This is a genomic window from Mucilaginibacter mallensis (genome assembly GCF_900105165.1).
Lineage (GTDB): Bacteria > Bacteroidota > Bacteroidia > Sphingobacteriales > Sphingobacteriaceae > Mucilaginibacter > Mucilaginibacter mallensis.
Genome location: NZ_LT629740.1, coordinates 3,043,503 through 3,064,298, shown reverse-complemented (window position 1 = coordinate 3,064,298; position 20,796 = coordinate 3,043,503). Strand labels below are relative to the sequence as shown.

The window sequence follows — 20,796 nt, the reverse complement described above, 5'->3', positions numbered from 1 at the left end:
TTTATTTTTTATGAATAAACAACTTCTAAAATATTTCTTTTTCCTGTTACTGTTCGCGTTTAACCAATCTTTTGCAAAAACTGATGAGTTACCTTTAAATAATAATGTACGTAAGCGTATCAGCTTTAATAAAGGATGGCAGTTTCACTTAGCCTATGATGTGAGTAAACACCCCCAAAAGCTTAATGTAACTTTGCCGCACACCTGGAACGCTAAAGATGTATTGCTTGGAAATACCAATTATAAGCGCGAAACCGGCATTTATGAAAAAAGCTTTAAGGTTAAACCTGAATGGAAGGATAAGCGCTTGTTCCTCTATTTTGATGGCGCAAATTCCGTAGCATCAGTATTTGTAAACCAGCATTTCGTAACCGAGCATAAAGGCGGTTATACTGCCTTTTGTGTAGAGATTACCGATTTTATTAAAACCGGCGAGTTAAATACAATAACAGTACAGGTAAGCAATGCTTTTCGTAATGATGTGTTGCCGCTAAGCGGTGATTTTAATGTGTATGGCGGTATTCATCGCCCTGTTTCACTATTGGTTACGTCTAAAAATTGTATCTCCCCGCTGGATTATGCTTCGCCCGGGGTTTATCTTACCCCAAAAGACATATCAGCGGCGTCAGCTACGGTAAATGTTTTGTCCAAACTATCTTTAACCGATACAGCCAAATTCGAGGTACGATCTGAGATAAGGGATGCGGAACAGCATTTGGTGGGCTCAGCTACCAGCGCAATTGTAGATAATAAGCAATGCGCACAAACGATTAGCATCAGGAACCCACATTTTTGGAATGGTAAAACCGATCCCTATTTATATTCAGCCACTATAAAATTATTAAAAAACGGGCAGCTGATTGATGAAGTAAAACAGTCTCTTGGCATACGGTACTATAAAGTTGATGCCGATAGCGGATTTAGTCTTAACGGGGAATACCTCGACCTGCATGGCGTAGGCTTTCACGAAGATGTTGAAGGCAAAGGATCAGCGGTGGATACGGCTGATTACAATAAAGATATGCAGCTGATCAAAGAAATTGGCGCCAATGCTTTGCGGCTGACACATTATCCGCATGGCCAATATTTTTATGACCTATGTGATAAAAATGGCCTGGTGGTTTGGTCTGAGATACCTTTTGTTGGGCCGGGAGGCTACAGCGGCGATGGGTACATTAAAAGTGAGGCATTGGAACAGCAGGTGAAGCAGGTGCTTACTGAAATGATCAGGCAAAATTATAACCATCCCAGTATATTTTTCTGGGGATTGTTTAATGAATTGAAGCTTGACCATGACGATCCGGTTCCATTTTTAAATCAGCTGGACAGTCTCGCAAAAAAAGAAGATTCCACAAGGCTTACTACATGCGCTACTTTTTTAGATAATGACAAATTTAACAAGGTAACCGACCTGATAGCGTGGAATAAATATTATGGCTGGTACGCCGGTGAGTTTAAACAAATAGGTATTTGGGCTGATAAAACACATAGCTTATTCCCCGGGAAGCCCTTTGCCGTAAGCGAATATGGAGCGGGAGGCAGCCCTTTTAAGCATACCGAGAACGATGATAAACCTGCTGCTGACAGTAAATTCCACCCGGAAGAATGGCAAACCAGCTATCATGAAGCAAACTGGCAGGAACTCAGCAAAAGATCTTTTATCTGGGCTAAATTTGTTTGGGCGCTGGCTGATTTTGGATCGTCTATACGTAAAGAGGGTGATGCGCCCGGGATTAATGACAAAGGCTTGGTGACCTATGACAGGCGCGTTAAAAAGGACGCTTTTTACTTTTATAAAGCTAATTGGAACAATGTACCTATGCTGTATATTACTGACCGCCGTAACATCAGCCGGCATAAACCTTTAACAACGGTGAAAGTTTATAGCACGGTTTCAAACGTGCAGCTAATAGTGAATGGAACAGCTTTGAAAAGTGCTTCTCCCGATCAATTGCATATCATTAAATGGGGAAATATTAAGCTTAAAAAAGGTCTCAATAAAATTGAAGTCCGGAGTGGTTCTGGGGATAATGTGCTGGAGGATTCATGTGAATGGACACTGGAGTAAGCACAAGGATTGTTTAACCTGAAGAAGATATTAACGTTACTGATTTTAAGATAGCAATCATCTGAATTGGTTAACTTATGTTAGTTGAAATAGGCCGGCTTTTAGCCGGTCTTATTAATTTTATGCCAGTCTTAGTTTACTGTTGCTTTTTCTAATTTGTTGTTTTGTGTTTGTTTTTAATGCAGAGATAAAACCAGCTCCCTTACCTGTTTAGTCAAGAGGAACATCCTCAACCTAAATCACACGATGATAATCTGTGGTCATCAAATGTGTAATTGACGTTTGTTTTGCTATTGTTAATTCTTTTATACAATTTTAGCGTACCACTGCCCGCACCGTCAGGAACTAAATACTTAAAACCAAATTATAAATAAATGAAAATAAAATCAAACGTGTTGTTCTGCCTGTTCATGGTGCTATCCAGTGTGGCAAATGCGCAAAAAGCTAAAACACAGGTTTCAAAAGTGTGGACTCCCGAAAAAGCCAACGCCTGGTATGCCGGGCATGCCTGGTTAAATGGTGCTGATTATATACCAGCAACAGCCATTAATCAACTGGAAATGTGGCAGGCCGACACTTTTGATTCTGCGACAATTGATCGCGAGTTGGGTTGGGCAGAAAGTATTGGTTTTAATACCATGCGCGTGTTCCTGCATAGTGTGGCCTGGAAAGAAGACCCCGCGGGGTTCAAAAGTCGTGTAAATGCGTTTTTAACCATAGCTGCAAAGCATCATATACAACCTTTGTTTGTGTTTTTTGATGATTGCTGGAATAAAGTACCGCAGCAGGGTAAACAACCCGAGCCTAAAACGGGCATCCATAATTCGGGGTGGGTGCAGGACCCCGGTCAGCCTGTATCAGAAGATCCGGCCAATTACCCCAGACTGGAAAAATATGTAAAAGATATATTGACCACTTTTGGCCACGATAAAAGGATATTGTTATGGGATCTGTATAATGAACCGGGAAATTCTGGTAAAGGTGAAAAATCATTACCCTTGCTAAAAAAGGCATTTGAGTGGGCGAGGGAAGTAAATCCTGATCAGCCTGTTAGTGCGGGGGTATGGTCATGGGACCTGGAAAAGCTCAATGCTTTCCAGGTAACGCATTCAGATGTGATCACCTATCATGATTATGAAACACCCGACCTGCACCTTCGTGTTGTGCAATTATTAAAAGCTTATGGCCGGCCTGTTATTTGTACCGAATATATGGCTCGCCCACGCAATAGTACCTTCGAAAATACGATGCCTATGCTTAAAAAGGAAAATGTAGGCGCAATCAATTGGGGATTGGTAGCGGGTAAAACAAATACAATGTACGCATGGGATACTCCCATGCCACAAGGCGGCGAACCTGCATTATGGTTTCACGAAGTCTTCAGAAAAGATGGTACACCGTATAAGCAGGCGGAGGTTGATCTGATCAAAAAATTAAATAATAAATAGTGCTCCGGGTATATTTTTGGCTTTAAGATCAGGTTTAATTAATAGCGACAATCGCATCGATGGTCTGTTTGTGAGATTAAATTAAAGACGGTGGGGCAACAACTTGCCACCATTTGGGCTATTTTATTATTTTTGGCGTTTATTTTAAAATAAACATCATTATTTACTTATTAAAAACAACTAGAATGGAAAAATTCAAGGCGTTACAGGAATTGATAATTACCGCCGAAAAAGATGCTTCGGCATTTTATGACAAGGGAAACAAGGCTGCAGGCACGCGTTTGCGCGGCGCGATGCAAGAGCTAAAGGCACTGGCAAACGAGGTTCGTAAAGAAGTGATCGAGAAGAAAAACGCATAGTAACAGTTTAAGATTGTTTTTGGAAAAAGCCCGGTTAAAGACCGGGTTTTTTTGTTTTGCTTCAATAAACATTCAATCAATAATGGCCTAAGCGGCCTTGAAACCAATAGTAAAATAAAAAAGTAAATTGAATTAAATACGAAATACTTTATACATTAGCAAAAAACTTTAGGGGTGCCTTGTGCTGAGAAATACCCTTTGAACCTGATGCAGTTAGTACTGCCGAAGGGAAAAGTAGAACGACATTATTGTTGTTTACCAATCCTCCTACGGGTCCATTCCTATTGTTTAAAAATTAAACTGGATGGACATCACCGTAAATCAACAAAGTTATTCCGTTTCCGAAGCCTGCTCTCTGCAGCAGATGCTTGACACTGTTTTTTTGCAGCCAGCCAAGGGCATCGCAATTGCAGTTAATCAGGAGATCATTCCTAAAAACAACTGGCAAACCTGCCAATTACAATCCGGCGATACTATCACTATCATCAAAGCAACCCAAGGCGGATAAAACATAAAAACTACTTATGAAAACAGAAAAAATTCCAGACGGACAAGTAATTAGCCGTACCCCATTTCCGGCATCACGCAAAGTGTATGTAAAAGGACAAATTCATAACATTGAAGTTGCGATGCGTGAAGTTAGCCTGAGCGAAACCAAACTCCATGGCAGGTTTGGCGAAACGGAACCTAATGCGCCGGTAACTATTTATGACACCAGTGGTCCCTTTACCGATCCCGACATAGAAATTAATGTAAAACAAGGTTTGCCGCGCTTACGTGAGCAATGGATAATTGATCGCGGAGATGTAGAGCAATTAGATGGGATTTCATCCGACTATGGGAACCTGCGTGCCAATGACCAAAAATTGGATACGTTAAGGTTTACGCACATCAGTAAACCATATAGAGCTTTGCCCGGCATGAATGTGTCACAGATGCATTATGCCCGAAAGGGAATCATTACACCCGAAATGGAATATATCGCCATTCGTGAAAACCAGCGTATTGACTTATTGAAAGAACAATTGAACGGGCAATATGATGTTATGGCTCATCAGCACCCCGGGCATAGTTTCGGTGCTAATACCCCAAAAGGTTATATCACACCTGAATTTGTGCGTGCTGAAGTAGCTGCAGGACGAGCGGTAATACCATCAAACATTAATCACCCCGAAAGCGAACCGATGATCATTGGGCGTAATTTCCTGGTTAAGATCAACGCTAATATTGGCAATTCGGCCGTTACTTCAAGTATTGAAGAAGAGGTAGAAAAAACCGTATGGGCCTGCCGCTGGGGCGCTGATACCATTATGGACTTATCCACCGGCAAAAATATTCATGAAACCCGTGAATGGGTGATCCGTAATTCACCTGTGCCCATTGGTACTGTGCCCATTTATCAGGCTTTGGAAAAAGTGAACGGAAAGGCAGAAGACCTGACCTGGGAACTTTTCAGGGATACACTCATTGAGCAGGCCGAGCAGGGTGTTGATTATTTTACCATCCACGCGGGGGTATTACTACGTTACGTGCCGTTAACGGCTAAACGCATTACGGGGATTGTATCGCGCGGTGGTTCCATTATGGCTAAATGGTGTTTAGCGCATCATAAGGAGAATTTCCTATATACCCACTTTGAAGAGATCTGTGAGATAATGAAAGCTTATGATGTAGCATTTTCATTGGGTGATGGGCTTAGGCCTGGTTGTATTGCCGATGCAAATGATGCCGCACAGTTTGGCGAATTGGAAACGCTGGGCGAACTGACCAAGATTGCCTGGAAACATGATGTGCAAACCATTATAGAGGGCCCCGGCCATATACCCATGCATATGATTAAGGAAAATATGGATAAGCAATTAGCACACTGCGGCGAAGCGCCATTTTATACATTAGGTCCATTAACTACGGATATTGCACCGGGTTACGATCATATTACCTCGGCTATCGGTGCGGCGATGATCGGTTGGTTCGGAACGGCTATGCTTTGCTATGTAACACCCAAAGAGCATTTGGGGCTACCTAATAAAAAAGATGTTAAGGATGGTGTGATCACCTATAAAATTGCTGCCCATGCGGCCGACCTTGCCAAAGGGCATCCCGGGGCACAGTACCGCGATAACGCGTTAAGTAAAGCCCGTTTCGAGTTCAGGTGGGAAGACCAGTTCAACCTCTCGCTTGATCCCGACACTGCAAGGGAGTTTCATGACGAAACCTTGCCTGCTGACGGTGCCAAGATCGCTCACTTTTGCTCCATGTGCGGCCCGAATTTCTGCTCGATGAAGATCACGCAGGATGTGCGCGACTACGCCAAAGAAAATGGCATGGGCGAAACTGACGCGTTATCAAAAGGAATGGAAGAAAAGTCGAAAGAGTTTTTGCAAAAGGGCAGCGAAATCTATTTGTAAAATATGGAACTGATCGTTATTTCAAATTCGGGCCCTATTGCCGATGAAAGTATCATTGTCAACAACCTGTTTCAATCGGGGTTGAAATACTTCCATATCCGCAAGCCTGAAAGCGACATTCAAACGGTAAGGGAACTGATCAACGGGATAGCACCGCGATATTATGGTCGTATTTCGCTGCATCAATTCCATGAAATAGGGCCTGAGTATGGTATCAAAAGATTGCATTATACAGAATTGGCCCGTATCCGATTAAACCAACAGCAATTGCAATCAAAGGTGGATGATGGGTTTATTTTAAGTACTTCAATCCATGATATTTCAATATTACCGGTATTAACACACTTTGATTATGCTTTTTATGGGCCCGTATTTAATAGTATATCCAAGCCTGGTTATCAAAGTAAACTACCTGCAGATTTTAAGCTGGATAAAACAAATATTAAAACTAAGGTGATTGCTTTAGGCGGCGTGGAAGCATGCAATTTGATAAGGATAAAAAATATGGGATTTGATGGCGCAGCCGTGCTGGGTATGCTTTGGAATGAGCCACACAAGGCACCAGAGGGCTTTCGTCAGTTAAAAGAAGCGTGTCTGTTTAATTATAATAATACACCTATACAATGATTGATAAACTACACTATATATCACAACAAGCTGAAAACGGATCACATCTAACCGCTATTCAGCAAGCATTAGAGGCGGGCTGCAAATGGATACAGCTCCGGGTAAAGAACCAGCCAGCCAATGTGATCCTGGAATATGCCATAACGACCAATAAATTGTGCAAGCTACATGGTGCTAAACTAATTGTTGATGATCATCCTGAAATAGCATTAGCGGCTGGAGCCTATGGTGTACACCTGGGTTTGCAGGATATGCCTATAGCTGAGGCAAGGCGAATTGTTGGCGATAAAATGATCATCGGTGGTACGGCAAATACCTTTCAGCATATACAGCAAAGGGTAGATGAAGGGGTTAACTATATAGGCTGCGGCCCTTACAGGTTTACAACAACTAAAGAAAAGCTAAGTCCGATTGTGGGTTTAAGCGGATATGAAAAGCTTGCTGAGCAAATGGTTGCTGCCAATATTAAAATACCTGTTATTGCTATTGGCGGTATTTTATATGAAGATGTTGCTGCAATAATGCAAACCGGGCTTTATGGCGTGGCTATATCGGGCGCTATCACCTTTTCGGATAACCGTGAGCAAATTGTAAAACAAATTTATCAGCAAGTAAACACATCAGCCTTAACGCAGGTTATTTAAAGCTAAGTATCAAGAAAAATGTTAAAAATAGCCGACAAGATCTTTAATTCCCGTTTGTTTACCGGTACCGGTAAATTCAGTTCTTCTGTTTTGATGGAAGAAGCGCTATTGGCTTCAGGATCAGAACTGGTAACCGTTGCATTAAAACGTGTGGATCTAAAAAATAACGATCAGGATGATCTGCTGATCCGCTTGAAATATCCGCATATTAACCTATTGCCCAATACATCAGGTGTGAGAACAGCTAAAGAAGCTGTATTTGCGGCGCAACTGGCAAGAGAAGCCTTAGAAACCAATTGGATCAAGTTGGAGATACACCCCGATCCTAAGTATTTAATGCCTGATCCTATTGAAACACTAAAAGCTACAGAAGAGCTCGCAAAATTGGGTTTTATTGTATTACCTTATATCCATGCTGACCCGGTATTATGTAAGCGACTGGAAGATGCAGGCACCTCGGCAGTAATGCCCTTAGGATCGCCGATAGGCAGTAATAAAGGATTAAAAACTATAGATTTTTTAGAGATCATCATCAGCCAGAGTAATGTCCCTGTAATTGTCGACGCAGGCATAGGTTCGCCATCTGATGCTGCCTGGGCCATGGAAATTGGCGCGGATGCGGTGCTGGTGAATACCGCTATTGCTGTTTCAGGCAATCCGGCACAAATGGCAGCAGCATTTAAAATGGCTGTAGAAGCAGGCCGTATGGCTTTTGAAGCTAAACTGGCTTTACCGGTAACCCATGCTGTAGCAAGCAGCCCCCTAACCTCGTTTTTAGATGAATAGTTTTACCGATATTTTTAAATCATTTGATTGGGATGAAACCAAAGCGGGTATCTATGCCAAAACAGGGCAGGATGTAGAACAGGCATTGGCTGCTAACAAACGTACACTGGAAGACTTTAAAGCCCTGATATCACCTGCTGCAGCACCATACCTGGAGCAAATGGCAGGTATCAGTCAGCAATTAACGCTGAAGCGCTTTGGCAAAGTAATACAAATGTATGTGCCGCTTTATCTCTCAAACGAGTGTAAGAATATTTGCACCTATTGCGGTTTTAGCTATGATAACAAGGTGAAGCGAAAAACGCTTGCGCCCATGGAGATCATGCAGGAAATTGCCGTTATTAAGGATATGGGATATGACCATGTGTTGTTGGTTACCGGAGAAGATAACGAAACCGTTAATGTAGCATATTTTAGAAAAGTGCTCGACCTGATCCGACCGCATTTCGCGCATATCTCGATGGAGGTTCAGCCGCTGGACCTGGAAGATTACCGGCAATTAACACCTTACGGTTTAAATACAGTACTGGTTTATCAGGAAACCTACCATCAGGAAGATTATAAAAAACACCATCCAAAAGGGAAAAAATCAAATTTTCAATACCGGTTGGAGACACCAGACCGCCTGGGGCAGGCAGGTATTCATAAAATGGGTTTGGGGGTTTTGATAGGATTGGAAGACTGGCGAACTGATTGTTTTTTTACGGCAGTCCACCTGAATTACCTGGAGAAAAATTACTGGCAAAGTAAATATAGCCTCTCTTTCCCTCGATTAAGACCATTTAGCGGAGGTTTAGAACCAAAGGTAGAAATGAGCGACCGGGAACTGGTGCAATTGATCTGCGCTTACAGAATCTTTAACGAAGAGGTAGAGCTCTCGATGTCGACACGGGAATCTGAGAACTTTCGGAACAATATTATTAAATTAGGTATAACCTCCATCAGCGCCGGATCAAAAACCAACCCTGGCGGATATGCGGTTGAACCTGAATCGCTTGAACAGTTTGAGATCAGCGATGAGCGCAGCCCGGGAGAAATTGCCCAGGTGATCAGATCACAAGGCTACGAGCCTGTTTGGAAAGATTGGGATAACAGTTTAGCACAATAAGCATGTTAACAACTGAAGAATTAAAGCGGTATAGCAGGCAGATCATATTGCCTGAATTTGGTTTAACCGGGCAGGAAAAACTAAAGAACGCCAGAGTGCTGATGATTGGTGCCGGTGGTTTAGGTTGCCCCATATTGCAATACCTTACAGCAGCCGGTGTAGGCACCATAGGGATTGTTGACGATGATATGGCAGACCTGAGTAACCTGCACCGACAAATCTTATATTCCACAGCTGATATAGGTAAATATAAAGCTCAGGTAGCTAAGGAAAAGCTGGGTATACTCAATCCACATACTAATATAACTGCTTTTATTGAACGTTTCTCTGCAAGCAATGCCGAACAGATCTGTAAAGATTATGACCTGGTGATTGATGGGTCGGATAATTTTGAGACTCGCTATTTGGTAAATGATACCTGTGTGACTTTAAATAAGTCGCTTGTATTTGGCTCCATTTTCAAGTTTGAGGGTCATGTTTCCGTATTTAACTATCAGGGCGGCACCAATTACCGGGATGTATTTCCCGAAGCACCACCTGCCGATGAAGTGCCTAATTGTGCTGAGATTGGTGTGTTGGGTATATTACCTGGAATAATCGGTACCTATATGGCTAATGAAGCGATTAAGATTATTTGCGGTATTGGTGAAACCTTATCCGGTAAATTGATGACCATTAACGCGCTGGATAATTCGACCAGTATTTTTAAAGTTGGGAAACCGCAAAAACAAGCTAAAGCAGCAGACAACCATATAACAGCCACGGCCACCTCTAATGAAATAACAATTGCTGAACTAAAGAAATGGCTTTCTGAAGTTCCTGGTGAAATATATCTGGTAGATGTGCGTGAAAGTTATGAGTTTGAAGATTACAATATCGGCGGAATAAATATCCCTTTATATGAATTGCAGGATCATATCGCAGTCTTACCGAGCGATAAAAAGTTGGTATTCTGCTGTCAATCGGGTCAACGGAGTAAAATGGCTATCCAATTGCTAAAACCCTTATACAAGGGGAAAATGTACAGTTTAAAAAACGGGGGTGATGGAGTATGAGTAAATATAAATACCCGGTTGTATTAACCATTGCCGGATCAGATAGTGGGGGTGGGGCTGGTATACAAGCCGATTTGAAGGCCATAAGCTCATTAGGTTGTTTTGGCACTACTGCCATTACCGCTATTACTGCTCAAAATACCTTAGGTGTTAGCAGTATATATCCTATACCGGTTGAGTTTGTCAAATCACAGATCAAAGCGGTAATGGATGACCTAAAACCCTCGGCCATCAAAATAGGTATGGTGTACAGCGCAGCACTGGCCATAGGTATTGCCGAAGCTTTAAGTGATTATCGGGATGTACCGGTTGTTTTTGACCCGGTTATGGTGGCTTCCAGTGGGGATCATTTGGTAGCAAAAGATACGATAGCAATATTTAAAAAGGTGCTTTTTCCCTTAGCTCAAATGATTACCCCCAACCTGGACGAAGCAGCGATACTGGCCGATATGGAAATTAAAACTATTGATGACATGAAAGCGGCTGCGGTACGAATTATGCAATATGGCTCGTATTCGGTACTGATCAAAGGGGGGCATTTAAAAGGCGTTGATCTGTTTGATGTCTACCTGGACCGAAATGGTGTTGAATATGTTTACAGCTCAAAAAAAATAAATACCATCAATACACATGGTACAGGATGCAGCCTGTCATCTGCTATTGCATCCTTTATCGCGTTGGGCAATGACCAGGATCAGTCGATATCAAAAAGTAAAATATATATTCAAAATGCGATTGAACAGGGTAAAGATGTTAAAACCGGGGAAGGCCATGGCCCGCTGAACCATTTTTTTGATCCTCAAAAACTAGTAAAATATGAAATGGATTGAAGGCGTCTGATAAGAAGCTTTCTACATATGGAGCAATAGAGCACCTGATTCCCTAATTTTGGTATTAAAGTTAAAAGCAGGTATGATATGCAGGTGTCTCTGGGAACTAAAAGACCCGGTTGGCCGTTAGCTAGTTGGATATTTATTTTCTAATCCCATTTATGTTAGCATATTTGAGCAATAAATGTTGAATAAAAGATAACCCAGGTTTAATTAAAAGTTTATAGGTACAAAATGACCAAATTGTTTATCGGCGGGTTTCCGCTGGACATTAAAGAACTGGAACTGGTGCAGTTGGTGGCGCCTTATGGCACGGTCAGCACCATTAAAATCGTGCGCGATAAAAAAACAAATCAATGTAAAGGCTATGCTTTTATTGAAATGCTGGAAACTGATGGTGCTGAAAATGCTGTGGCTGCTTTAAACGGCGCAGAAATGCAGGGACGGGAACTGAAGCTCAATATCGTTGCTGATGAACCACCTGTTAAAGCCTATGTCCGGTTATCAAAACCGGGCGACCCGCAAAGAAAGAAAAGGCCGCGGCGACCACTTTCCTGATCTATGCTGATTAATCTTAACGAGAGTTTACCTATATAAAATAGTTTTTAATTCAGGATTAATACAGAATTTAAACTTACATTTATAATGTATAGCCTATTGTTTATATGGAAGAATAATTACCTGATTTTTTTTTGTTCACTATTTATTTATTCCAATTGATACAGCGTTTCCATTCCCTGATATACTCAGGTAAACCCTGGTTAATAATTTTCAGGTATTTAAATCATAATCATTTCAATCACTGTAAAAAAATTATATGCTTTGTCACTATTATACTTCCATTATATTGTACAGCGCAGAAAAAGGATAGCTTAAAAGCTACTCATGATACAGTAATTAATAAATTACCGCCAAACTCGAAATTTACCCAGGTGAATGGTCGGGTCACCAACGAGTTTTCTGGTCAGCCCCTCGCATACGTAAATGTTAAATTCACCGGTAGTAATATCGGTACCAATACTGATAATGAGGGCAAATTCAGTTTAGGCGCACCAGGGTCATTTACGCATATTACATTTTCTTCTGAAGGCTACCAAAAGGTGGTTAAGGCAATAAATGGTGGCCAGAATAATACTATCAATGTTAAGCTCAAACCTAGTCAAACCCAACTTAAAGAAGTAGTTATAAACTCGGGTAAAAGTAAAAGATACAGAAATAAAGGCAATCCTGCCGTTGAATTGATTCAACAGGTCATTGATCATAAAAATCAAAACCGTATGGAAAGCACAGATTATCTGCAATATGATCGCTATGAGCGCATTGGTTTATCCTTATTTAATCTGTCACCAAAACTAACCAACAGTCATTTTTTCAGCAAGTACAAATTCATGCTGGATAGCACCACAGTCATAAACGGGCAGGTACAAACCTCGATGCCGGTTTTCTTTACTGAAAAGCTATATCAAAATTATTTTCGCAAAGCCCCGGAAAAATCTATACAGGTATTATTGGCTGAAAAGGGAATAAATATCATCAAGTTTGTAGATACGGCAGGCCTGGATATATACCTTAACCGCCTTTACGGTAATAATATAGATATCTATGACAATAATGTATTTATCATAACAAACCAGTTTCTGAGCCCTATTGCAGATCATGCTCCTGATTTTTATAAATTCTTTATTACCGATACCATACAAAACGGTAAAGAAAAATTGGTTGAATTAAGTTTTACACCACGCAATAAAGGTGATCTTTTATTTGAAGGTAAGTTACGGGTTACGCTGGATGGTCGTTATGCAGTAGAATCCTGTGAATTAAATGTAAATAAGCAGATCAATATCAATTTTATGCGCAGCCTGAAGATCAGGCTGGATTTTAAGCAGTATCCTAATGGGCGTTTTTATCTGACCAAAAGTAATGTAGATGCTGATTTTGGGATATTTAAAGATAGGGGGGCGGGTGTTTTTGGAGAGCGAACGGTAGTTTACTCAAACTATAAATTAAATGCGCCTCTCCCTGCTGTATTTTATGAGGGAAAAAGCTTACAATCAGCTGTAAATTCCAAGCAGTCAGATACCAGTTATTGGGTACAACACCGAACTGACACTTTAACCAGTGAACAGAACCATTTTTATGCCCGCATCAACCGGCTTGAAAATATGTCCTCCTTTAAAACAGCCACGTGGATAGCTTCTACACTTACAGGAGGATATGCAGACGTAGGGAAGGTACAAATAGGCCCGATCGGTTCTTTCTTTTCATTTAATAACCAGGAAGGCGTACGTTTACAGGTAGGGGGAAGAACTACTCCCAAATTTGATCAAACCATTTACCTGGAAGGTTATACAGCCTATGGCACAAAAGATAAACAGCTTAAATATGATCTCAACACCTACTTTTCACTCAATAAAACCCCCTCGTACCGCTTCCCAAATGATTATTTTAAAGTAAGCTATTTATATGATGTTAACTTGCCCGGACAAACATTTGCTATTACTAATGAACAAGAGGCATTGTCGTCATTCAGTACAGGAAAAACAGATTATTGGATATATAATAAGATCTTCTCCTTTGCTTATGTAAAGGATTTTGAAAATCACCTTTCATATAACCTGGCTTTCAGAAACTGGAACCAGCAGGCTGCAGGCACGTTGGTATATGAGCTCAATGACCCGGATAATACCATTGTACATAATTTAACTACCACCGAAATTGACCTGGGATTAAGATATGCTCCTCATGAACAGATTATAGAGGGAACCCAGCAAAGACATAGCATTCACAGCAAGTACCCGATTTTTAATCTGCAGTTTAATCATGGCCTTAAAGGTGTACTTAACGGGTCTTATACTTACAACAATATTTACGCTAATATTTACAAGCGGTTTTATTTTTCGCAATTAGGTTATTCAGATGTTACCATGTTGGGCAGCCTTATAACCGGTAAGGTACCGTTTCCATTGCTGAGCATTAGTCCAGCCAACCAATCCATTGCTTATGATCCCAATGCTTATAATAAGATGGACTACCTGGAATTTGTAAGTGATCATTATGTGGGGATAAACTTTACACAAAGCTTTAATGGATTTTTTCTGAATAAAATTCCCTTAATAAAGCATCTGAAATGGCGGGAATACCTTTCTTTTAAAGCATTGTATGGTGGCTTACGTACGGAGAACAATCCCTTGTATTCAAAAGATCTATATCAGTTCCCGACAGGTTCAAATGGCTCAAATGGTACCTATGCACTGGGTAATACACCCTACCTGGAAGCTGGTGCAGGTATAGGAAACATCTTCAAGATATTGCGTATAGACTTAATCAGAAGATTTGACTATCTTGATCATCCGGGTATTTCGCCTTATGGTATAAAGTTTAGTTTTACGCTTGATTTTTAAATGGGATATAAACAAAAGCAATGTTAAAATGTGGCAAAACCAGCGGTTTTGCCACATTTTAACAATAAAGCGATAGAAACGATCTGTATAAATCACACGCTTATAATTAACTGACAAATGAGATAATGTCTGCGTTTATTCTTTCGGTATCCATCATGTACATGCCATGTGGCTGATCTTCATAAATTTTTAACTGGCAGTCTTTAAAAAGCTTTTGTGCTTTTTTGGCGGTAAGTTCCAGCGGGCAGCTTTCGTCCTTAGTACCGTGCAGTAATAATACCGGGATATTAATTGTTTTCAGTACTTCACGCAGGTCTGTTTTCACCCCTGTTCTTAACATTTCGATGCTTGCCTGCATAGAGGCTTGTAAGGTGATGCTAATTCCCCATTCCGTAAGATCATTTGTTACCTTGCAATTTTCGGCTGACAAATCAAAAAATCCCCCAACGATAGACCGGATGTATGCGGGCCTGTCCTTTTGCATAAAAGTGATAGCCTGATCAAGATAGATTTCATCAATACCATCCTCGTTATTGTCAGTTTTTAGCAGGAACGGTATGGTGCCTCCGATCAGGACTGCACGTTTGGTTTTTGCATCATTATTATCTGCCAGGTACTGGCTTATTACACCACATCCCATAGAATGGCCAACAAGAATTATATCATCCAGTTTAAGTTCGTTAATTAGCCTGGCAAGATCACTGGCCAGCGTTTTAAAGTCATAGCCATCCCATGGCTGGTCTGAGCGGCCGCAGCCACGCTGATCATAGGCAACACATCTATAATTTTTGCGGGCAAGGTTGTTCATTATATATTCCCATGAATCGCTGTTAATACACCAGCCATGAACAAAGAGTATAGTCTGGCCTTTACCCCAATCTTTATAAAATAAATTTGTTCCGTCTTCTGCTTTAATAAATGACATGACATTTTCCTTTCGTTATAGTTAAATTAGTTCCAAAACAGGTTTTCTGCGTCGATATCTGCTGAGAAGATCTCGGCGGCAATGATCTGGCCGTTCTCAACAGTATATACATCGGTATTATCCACTTCCAGGCTTTCACCGGAAGGTTTGGTTGCAGTCCAGCTGAGCAGGCAGGCTACTTTGCTACCATTCACACTAACCGATTTGATTTCGGATAACCGCAGGCTGTTTGCTGAAAGTTCGAACATTTTTCCTACCATCCCGAAAACTTCCATATTGGAACTTTTCAGGCCTGATACGCTGTTGTTTCCGGGTTGGTTCCACCTGATTGCCGGATGTAATAATTCTGCTAGTTTAGCATTGTCGCCTGTCTTTACTGCTGTTAAAAAGTCGATTGCTACTTCTTTTGCTTCGTTTTTCATTTTTTCTGATTTTAAATTGTTATTAAATGGACTTAACTTTTCTTAAGGATATTCGTCCTTTTCGTTAAGCAAATATCCGCAGCTTAGTAATATTGGCTATTACCATTAAGCGACAGTGATTGTCCATTTTGCGACAATCTATTGAGCTACTATTTTAAACTCCTTTTGTTAATGAAAACTTTGAACGACATTCATTTACCATATCGCGACATCTCTTGATTTTTACTGACTGCCAATGTATATTCGTTAAATTTTAAAGCAATGGAAGACCAGCAAAAAAGATTGATATTAAGCTTACTGGCCTATGCGGCTCAGCGAGATCTGTCAGTGGAAAGAATTTGCAGGTTATCCAACATTACGATGGCCGACTTAAGCGACGCCGCAAAACCACTTTCAAAAAAGCAAGTAAATGATGTTTGGCTTAACGCGATGCAGCTAAGCGGAGATTCACTGTTCGGATTACATTTTGGGGAGTCCTTACAACTGGTTGCACTCGGTGTTGTTGGTGAAGTTATAAAAAGCAGCCGGACAGTAGGCGAAGCGATTAGCATCGCAGCCTCACTGGTTCATTTGATCACCGCCGACTTTAATATGCAGATCACGGCAGCAGAAGATCTGTTTACGATTCATTTTGTACCGGTATCACCGGATTGGCAACAATCTCCGGTAACTTTACAAATGCTTCACCTGCTGATGGTCTTTACTATTCACGAACTGGATGGGCTGTTATTACAAAAGATCAGGCCTTTGGTTTTTCGCTATGGATTAAAAACTGAATATACCAAAGAATTTAATCGTGTGGCAAGGTGTGAAATTTCTATTAATGCAGGGATATTCGCCATTGATCTGAATAAGATCTTTTGGAATGAGCCCATCATCACGGCAAATTATGAATTACAGCAAGCCTTGCTTCAAAAAATAGCCCCTGAAGACAACAAAGGACCTAAAGGGGAAACCTTTCAAGGGCGCATTTATAGTTATCTGATGGCCAATTCTTATTTGGGCATGGTTTCGCTGGAAGATATCGCTGCGAATTTTGACATGAGCCCCAGGACAATGCAGCGGAAGCTGAAACAAGAAAGTGTCAATTTTCAGCAGATTACAGATGAGGTTCGTAAAAATCTGGCCATTAGTTACCTGAAGGCAGGAAACGTTCCCCTTAAACAGGTTTCCTATCTGCTCGGCTATAATGAACTAAGCGCCTTTACAAGGACCTTTAAACGATGGATGGGAATTACCCCGGGGCAGTACATGAAGTCGCAGCTAGCGCAATGATCAGGGATAAATCAGATTTGTCCATCCGTTTGCTGAACAGGAGTATCAGCCCTAAGAGAATAGCCGACAATAAGATGAAAGTAAGCTAACCGTAAGTTAGCTTACTTTCATCTTATTGCCGGGATAAAATTTACGACGCTTATAGCTTGGATACCAATTCAGCTATCCTGTTAGAGATCCCCACTTCGTTGTCATACCAGGCAACAACTTTAACCAATTTACCTATTGTTTTAGTAAGGCTTCCGTCCACAATTGAGGAATGCGTATTTCCCAGTATGTCCGACGATACAAACTGCTCTTCCGTGTACTCCATGATGCCCTTTAGTGAATTTTCAGCATAGCTTTTGAGCAGGCTGTTTAACTCATCGACAGATACCTCTTTCTTTAAATTAATCGACAAATCAACGATAGACGCATCAATTACCGGAACACGGTAAGAATAACCATCAAGTTTGCCTTTTAAGTTTGGCAGCACATCGCCAATTGCTTTGGCAGCACCTGTAGTAGTAGGGATAATTGAATAAGATGCTGCACGGGCTCTGCGCAAATCTTTATGCGGTCGATACGGCCAAATCCATTTATTGCTATTTTCATGTTGTTTATATTAATTTATGTGTTTTTCATTTATTGTCATTATCGATCACCCGATAAGGTATTTTAAATACAAAGCAAAGCCCTAACATGTTGCTGAAAATGTGCACATGTTTAAAAATATCTTTAAGATCTTTACTTAAACGCTGTTCATGGCGCCAGTTAAATTGGTGCGAAGCAGCTCTTCAATTCCATTATCTTTAAGTGCAGTCCTGAAAGTGCGCCGATAATAAGACGGCGTGGTCATTAAATGCCTTAAAAATGTCCGGCGCATCGAGATGAGGTTTCCCAGTCCGCATAACTCCGCAATTCTTTCAAGAGGTATATCCGTATCTTCCAGGTATTTTCGTGCAGTTTCTACCCGGAGTTTCTCAATAAATTTGGCAGGGGAGATGCCCGTTTGCTTATGGAAAACGCGTGTAAAGTTGCGCCTGCTCATGTTTAAATGATCGGCAATTCTCGCCAGATCCAATGGCTCGTGTAAGTGCTCGGTAAACCAGCTCTTTAATCTTTCAGCAATATTAGAACTCTCGTAAATAGGAAGTAAATTGCCAAATTGTGTTTGAAAACCTGGTCTGCTCAGGTAAAAAACCAATTTTCTTGCTACCGTTATTGCAATGTCCTTACCGTAGTCTTCTTCAACCAGTGCCAGTGCCAGGTCTATCCCTGACGATACCCCGCCGGAAGTATAAATATTACCGTCGTTCATAAAAAAGGCATTGGAGTCGACATGTACTAATGGATAAGCCTTCTTTAATCGCTCACTCAAATCCCAGTGTGTTGTTGCCTTTTTCCCATTTAACAGCCCTGCTTTTGCCAACGAAAATGCACCGCCGCAAACTGAGCCGATTCTTCGGGTATTTTGTTCAGTGAGTTTAGACAGCCATTGATAAAAACCATTGTTAGTCGGGTTTGATAGTTCCACAAAATCATTTCCAGCGATGATCAAAGTATCAATAGGTGTGGTAATATCCATTACACAACTTTGACAATGAATTTCAAGACCTGATGAAGTATTAACTTTCTTATTTGATGTAGGTGATGCGACAATAACATCATAACCATCCGTGGATGAAGATAGGCATTTATTCGCAAAAGTAAACACGTCAGCAGGACCGGCAAAATTAAGTAACGTATTACCGGACATTGCAACAATGACCACTTGCTTCTTTTTGCTTTGGCAATCAGATTCAGATCTTTCGTGATTCATAATACAAAAATAAAGTAATATAACAAGGTCTCAAAGGACATAAATTATACAATTCGGGCCATTTTATAACGGAGCTAAATGTGTTAGTTGGCGAGCGATACAAAGCGTGGGCCTGCAAAAATGGCTTGTATTTAACAAGTTGAAAGACCAAGCATAAAACACCAATGACAGCAGCACTCGCTAAATCTTAAATTATTTCTTTGATTGCTTGGAAATTAAACTTTCAATGTATAGGTTTATAGAAAGTTATTTAAAACTCCCTGTATTATTAAATAATGATAAACCTATCACACTTTCACCAATGATTAATGATATATTGGTTTTGCTTAGAGATAAGCTTAACGATTATTGCCGCCTAAAAACCGGTACGCTTGAAGATAAAGTTTTTTTTCCTGACGGCGCAAATCTTGATCCGGCGCAATTTCCCGTTAATTCTGTTGTCCCTATTTTAGTTAATTATGAAGAAGAAAAGCAAATAAGGAATGCAAACAGGTTTGAAGGGGTAATCAGAGACAATGTGAAAATAGGGGGTAGCCCGGCAATCTATTTGAATTTAATGGTGCTTTTTGTTATTCGTTTCTCCAATTATGAGCAAACCATGAAATTCATGTCGCTGATCATCAGTTTTTTTCAAACCAATAATTTATTCGATCAATACTCTGCTCCAGATCTGCCACCTAATATTGATAAGATAAGATTAGAACTGCAAACAATGTCGTTCGGCGAGCGGAGCGAGTTATGGAACTCACTCAAATCACCTTATCAACCCTCTGTGCTATATAAAGTAAGCATGCTTGCTTTTGAAGACGAGGTGTCAATAGCGTTAACTAGTGGTGTATCTGACCTTAAAAATAGTTTACAAAGCATCTAATGATTCTTCGCAAAGTAATCAGTATTGATTTCAGGCATGACTATTTCGGTCTGGTTACCCCTGAACTGTTTGGAATTTTTCCAACAGAAACATGCAAGAGCCTGATGAAACAATACGGATTGCGCCAGGACAAAGGATTTCCGTTGGTGATCTACTCAAACGCACCCATAAACAGCACCTTACCCAAAAAAATATCTTTTGATTTTCTGCTTCAATGTAAAGACCAATGCTTTTTAACCTATACCAATTTCCCGCCGACAACGCAAGACCAGTTTTACCTGTTCACCAACAAAAAGGGCTCCGATCTGCAGCTTTCGGTTGTTGCTAGAAAAGATTTGGATTTGCCCGGTGATGCCAATGTGTTTGGAGCCATCAGCATAAATGCTAATGTTACAGCCTCTGCCGTGTTTGCTGTTAATTTTCAGCCTATAAAATTAAAATGGAAATATTATATAATTTCAGCACAGCCTGACGTGCAGGCAGTTGTTGACGGTAGTTTTCAGTCCATTGCCTTTGAACAAAATGATAAACCCCAATCAGATCCGGTTTATACTTCACTGACCACGCGTTTTCCGAATGCCGGGGTCGCTGTTTTTGAATCGGAAAAAGAAATACCGCTAAGCAACCGCGGACTAAGAAACATCAAACTAAAAAATCCTGAAAATAATACAACCATGATAAGTCATTTACCAAACCCACGTCCCGGAAATGGCGGCATAACCATTATTAACCTTTAACCATACCTTGCAATCCCTCTAAAAACAACAA

Annotated in this window: 20 protein-coding genes and 1 riboswitch; of the genes, 16 read left to right on the top strand and 4 right to left on the bottom strand. The window is 40.7% G+C overall.

Annotation, left to right across the window (positions count from 1 at the left end):
* Window positions 1–10: 10 nt before the first annotated feature.
* The 13 genes from BLU33_RS12665 (at window position 11) to BLU33_RS12605 (ending at window position 14,734) form a co-directional block, all read left to right on the top strand.
* A complete protein-coding gene (locus tag BLU33_RS12665) occupies window positions 11–2,068 on the top strand; it encodes a glycoside hydrolase family 2 protein (protein WP_091373221.1) in 2,058 nt (685 codons plus the stop codon).
* Between the two features lie 374 nt (window positions 2,069–2,442).
* Window positions 2,443–3,516 carry a glycoside hydrolase 5 family protein gene (locus BLU33_RS12660; protein WP_157682139.1) on the top strand — a complete coding sequence of 358 codons (1,074 nt, stop codon included), beginning with the start codon at window positions 2,443–2,445 and terminating at the stop codon, window positions 3,514–3,516.
* A 185-nt stretch (window positions 3,517–3,701) separates the two neighbouring features.
* Window positions 3,702–3,875, top strand: a complete 174-nt coding sequence (locus BLU33_RS12655) for a histone H1 (RefSeq protein WP_091380478.1) — start codon at window positions 3,702–3,704, stop codon at window positions 3,873–3,875.
* 160 nt (window positions 3,876–4,035) lie between these two features.
* A riboswitch (TPP riboswitch) is annotated at window positions 4,036–4,123 on the top strand.
* Window positions 4,124–4,179: 56 nt separating this feature from the next.
* Window positions 4,180–4,383: a sulfur carrier protein ThiS gene (thiS, locus tag BLU33_RS12650; RefSeq protein WP_091373217.1), complete on the top strand. Its 204-nt coding sequence runs from the start codon at window positions 4,180–4,182 to the stop codon at window positions 4,381–4,383.
* Between the two features lie 16 nt (window positions 4,384–4,399).
* Window positions 4,400–6,283 (top strand): phosphomethylpyrimidine synthase ThiC, encoded by a 1,884-nt coding sequence (gene thiC / locus BLU33_RS12645; protein ID WP_091373213.1) that lies wholly within the window; start codon window positions 4,400–4,402, stop codon window positions 6,281–6,283.
* A gap of 3 nt (window positions 6,284–6,286) precedes the next feature.
* Window positions 6,287–6,910: a thiamine phosphate synthase gene (locus BLU33_RS12640; RefSeq protein WP_091373209.1), complete on the top strand. Its 624-nt coding sequence runs from the start codon at window positions 6,287–6,289 to the stop codon at window positions 6,908–6,910.
* Entirely contained in the window at window positions 6,907–7,554 is a 648-nt protein-coding gene (locus BLU33_RS12635; RefSeq protein WP_091373206.1) for a thiamine phosphate synthase, read from the top strand. The genes BLU33_RS12640 and BLU33_RS12635 overlap by 4 nt, the downstream gene beginning before the upstream one ends.
* An 18-nt stretch (window positions 7,555–7,572) precedes the next feature.
* Window positions 7,573–8,340, top strand: coding sequence for a thiazole synthase (locus tag BLU33_RS12630; protein ID WP_091373203.1), 768 nt, complete (start codon window positions 7,573–7,575; stop codon window positions 8,338–8,340).
* The gene (thiH, locus tag BLU33_RS12625; protein ID WP_091373200.1) at window positions 8,333–9,448 is read left to right on the top strand and encodes a 2-iminoacetate synthase ThiH; all 1,116 of its coding nucleotides are present in this window, start codon (window positions 8,333–8,335) and stop codon (window positions 9,446–9,448) included. Before BLU33_RS12630 ends, thiH begins: the two co-directional genes overlap by 8 nt.
* Before the next feature lie 2 nt (window positions 9,449–9,450).
* A complete protein-coding gene (moeB, locus tag BLU33_RS12620; protein WP_091373197.1) occupies window positions 9,451–10,503 on the top strand; it encodes a HesA/MoeB/ThiF family protein in 1,053 nt (350 codons plus the stop codon).
* The gene (thiD, locus tag BLU33_RS12615) at window positions 10,500–11,333 is read left to right on the top strand and encodes a bifunctional hydroxymethylpyrimidine kinase/phosphomethylpyrimidine kinase (protein WP_091373194.1); all 834 of its coding nucleotides are present in this window, start codon (window positions 10,500–10,502) and stop codon (window positions 11,331–11,333) included. Before moeB ends, thiD begins: the two co-directional genes overlap by 4 nt.
* A gap of 234 nt (window positions 11,334–11,567) precedes the next feature.
* Complete coding sequence (locus tag BLU33_RS12610) at window positions 11,568–11,891, top strand: RNA recognition motif domain-containing protein (RefSeq protein ID WP_091373190.1); 324 nt, start codon at window positions 11,568–11,570, stop codon at window positions 11,889–11,891.
* Between the two features lie 374 nt (window positions 11,892–12,265).
* The gene (locus BLU33_RS12605) at window positions 12,266–14,734 is read left to right on the top strand and encodes a DUF5686 and carboxypeptidase-like regulatory domain-containing protein (RefSeq protein WP_157682138.1); all 2,469 of its coding nucleotides are present in this window, start codon (window positions 12,266–12,268) and stop codon (window positions 14,732–14,734) included.
* Between the two features lie 106 nt (window positions 14,735–14,840).
* Here BLU33_RS12605 and BLU33_RS12600 read toward each other — a convergent pair whose 3' ends face one another.
* Window positions 14,841–15,659 carry an alpha/beta fold hydrolase gene (locus tag BLU33_RS12600; protein ID WP_091373184.1) on the bottom strand — a complete coding sequence of 273 codons (819 nt, stop codon included), beginning with the start codon at window positions 15,657–15,659 and terminating at the stop codon, window positions 14,841–14,843.
* Between the two features lie 26 nt (window positions 15,660–15,685).
* A complete protein-coding gene (locus BLU33_RS12595; RefSeq protein ID WP_091373180.1) occupies window positions 15,686–16,081 on the bottom strand; it encodes a nuclear transport factor 2 family protein in 396 nt (131 codons plus the stop codon).
* Window positions 16,082–16,342: 261 nt separating this feature from the next.
* Here BLU33_RS12595 and BLU33_RS12590 point away from each other — a divergent pair, with 261 nt between their 5' ends.
* Entirely contained in the window at window positions 16,343–17,356 is a 1,014-nt protein-coding gene (locus tag BLU33_RS12590; protein WP_091373177.1) for an AraC family transcriptional regulator, read from the top strand.
* A 139-nt stretch (window positions 17,357–17,495) separates the two neighbouring features.
* Here the strand turns inward: BLU33_RS12590 and BLU33_RS12585 are convergent, their stop codons facing one another.
* On the bottom strand, window positions 17,496–17,903 hold the full coding sequence (locus BLU33_RS12585; protein WP_197684497.1) for a hypothetical protein: 408 nt from the start codon (window positions 17,901–17,903) through the stop codon (window positions 17,496–17,498).
* A 183-nt stretch (window positions 17,904–18,086) separates the two neighbouring features.
* Window positions 18,087–19,157 (bottom strand): GlxA family transcriptional regulator, encoded by a 1,071-nt coding sequence (locus BLU33_RS12580; RefSeq protein WP_091373172.1) that lies wholly within the window; start codon window positions 19,155–19,157, stop codon window positions 18,087–18,089.
* Between the two features lie 226 nt (window positions 19,158–19,383).
* On the opposite strand from BLU33_RS12580, the gene BLU33_RS12575 reads away from it, so the two are divergent.
* Both BLU33_RS12575 and BLU33_RS12570 read left to right on the top strand, forming a co-directional pair.
* Complete coding sequence (locus BLU33_RS12575) at window positions 19,384–20,028, top strand: DUF4255 domain-containing protein (protein ID WP_091373169.1); 645 nt, start codon at window positions 19,384–19,386, stop codon at window positions 20,026–20,028.
* A complete protein-coding gene (locus BLU33_RS12570; protein ID WP_091373166.1) occupies window positions 20,028–20,765 on the top strand; it encodes a hypothetical protein in 738 nt (245 codons plus the stop codon). Before BLU33_RS12575 ends, BLU33_RS12570 begins: the two co-directional genes overlap by 1 nt.
* Window positions 20,766–20,796: the final 31 nt, after the last annotated feature.

Excerpts from the sequence above, each read along its gene's own strand:
- BLU33_RS12660 (WP_157682139.1), top strand. The coding sequence starts at position 2,443 with ATGAAAATAAAATCAAACGTGTTGTTCTGCCTGTTCATGGTGCTATCC.
- BLU33_RS12590 (WP_091373177.1), top strand. The coding sequence starts at position 16,343 with ATGGAAGACCAGCAAAAAAGATTGATATTAAGCTTACTGGCCTATGCG.
- thiD (WP_091373194.1), top strand. The coding sequence starts at position 10,500 with ATGAGTAAATATAAATACCCGGTTGTATTAACCATTGCCGGATCAGAT.
- BLU33_RS12665 (WP_091373221.1), top strand. The coding sequence starts at position 11 with ATGAATAAACAACTTCTAAAATATTTCTTTTTCCTGTTACTGTTCGCG.
- thiH (WP_091373200.1), top strand. The coding sequence starts at position 8,333 with ATGAATAGTTTTACCGATATTTTTAAATCATTTGATTGGGATGAAACC.
- thiS (WP_091373217.1), top strand. The coding sequence starts at position 4,180 with ATGGACATCACCGTAAATCAACAAAGTTATTCCGTTTCCGAAGCCTGC.
- BLU33_RS12640 (WP_091373209.1), top strand. The coding sequence starts at position 6,287 with ATGGAACTGATCGTTATTTCAAATTCGGGCCCTATTGCCGATGAAAGT.
- BLU33_RS12635 (WP_091373206.1), top strand. The coding sequence starts at position 6,907 with ATGATTGATAAACTACACTATATATCACAACAAGCTGAAAACGGATCA.
- BLU33_RS12655 (WP_091380478.1), top strand. The coding sequence starts at position 3,702 with ATGGAAAAATTCAAGGCGTTACAGGAATTGATAATTACCGCCGAAAAA.
- moeB (WP_091373197.1), top strand. The coding sequence starts at position 9,451 with ATGTTAACAACTGAAGAATTAAAGCGGTATAGCAGGCAGATCATATTG.
- BLU33_RS12570 (WP_091373166.1), top strand. The coding sequence starts at position 20,028 with ATGATTCTTCGCAAAGTAATCAGTATTGATTTCAGGCATGACTATTTC.
- BLU33_RS12595 (WP_091373180.1), bottom strand. The coding sequence starts at position 16,081 with ATGAAAAACGAAGCAAAAGAAGTAGCAATCGACTTTTTAACAGCAGTA.
- BLU33_RS12580 (WP_091373172.1), bottom strand. The coding sequence starts at position 19,157 with ATGAATCACGAAAGATCTGAATCTGATTGCCAAAGCAAAAAGAAGCAA.
- thiC (WP_091373213.1), top strand. The coding sequence starts at position 4,400 with ATGAAAACAGAAAAAATTCCAGACGGACAAGTAATTAGCCGTACCCCA.
- BLU33_RS12630 (WP_091373203.1), top strand. The coding sequence starts at position 7,573 with ATGTTAAAAATAGCCGACAAGATCTTTAATTCCCGTTTGTTTACCGGT.
- BLU33_RS12610 (WP_091373190.1), top strand. The coding sequence starts at position 11,568 with ATGACCAAATTGTTTATCGGCGGGTTTCCGCTGGACATTAAAGAACTG.
- BLU33_RS12575 (WP_091373169.1), top strand. The coding sequence starts at position 19,384 with ATGTATAGGTTTATAGAAAGTTATTTAAAACTCCCTGTATTATTAAAT.
- BLU33_RS12600 (WP_091373184.1), bottom strand. The coding sequence starts at position 15,659 with ATGTCATTTATTAAAGCAGAAGACGGAACAAATTTATTTTATAAAGAT.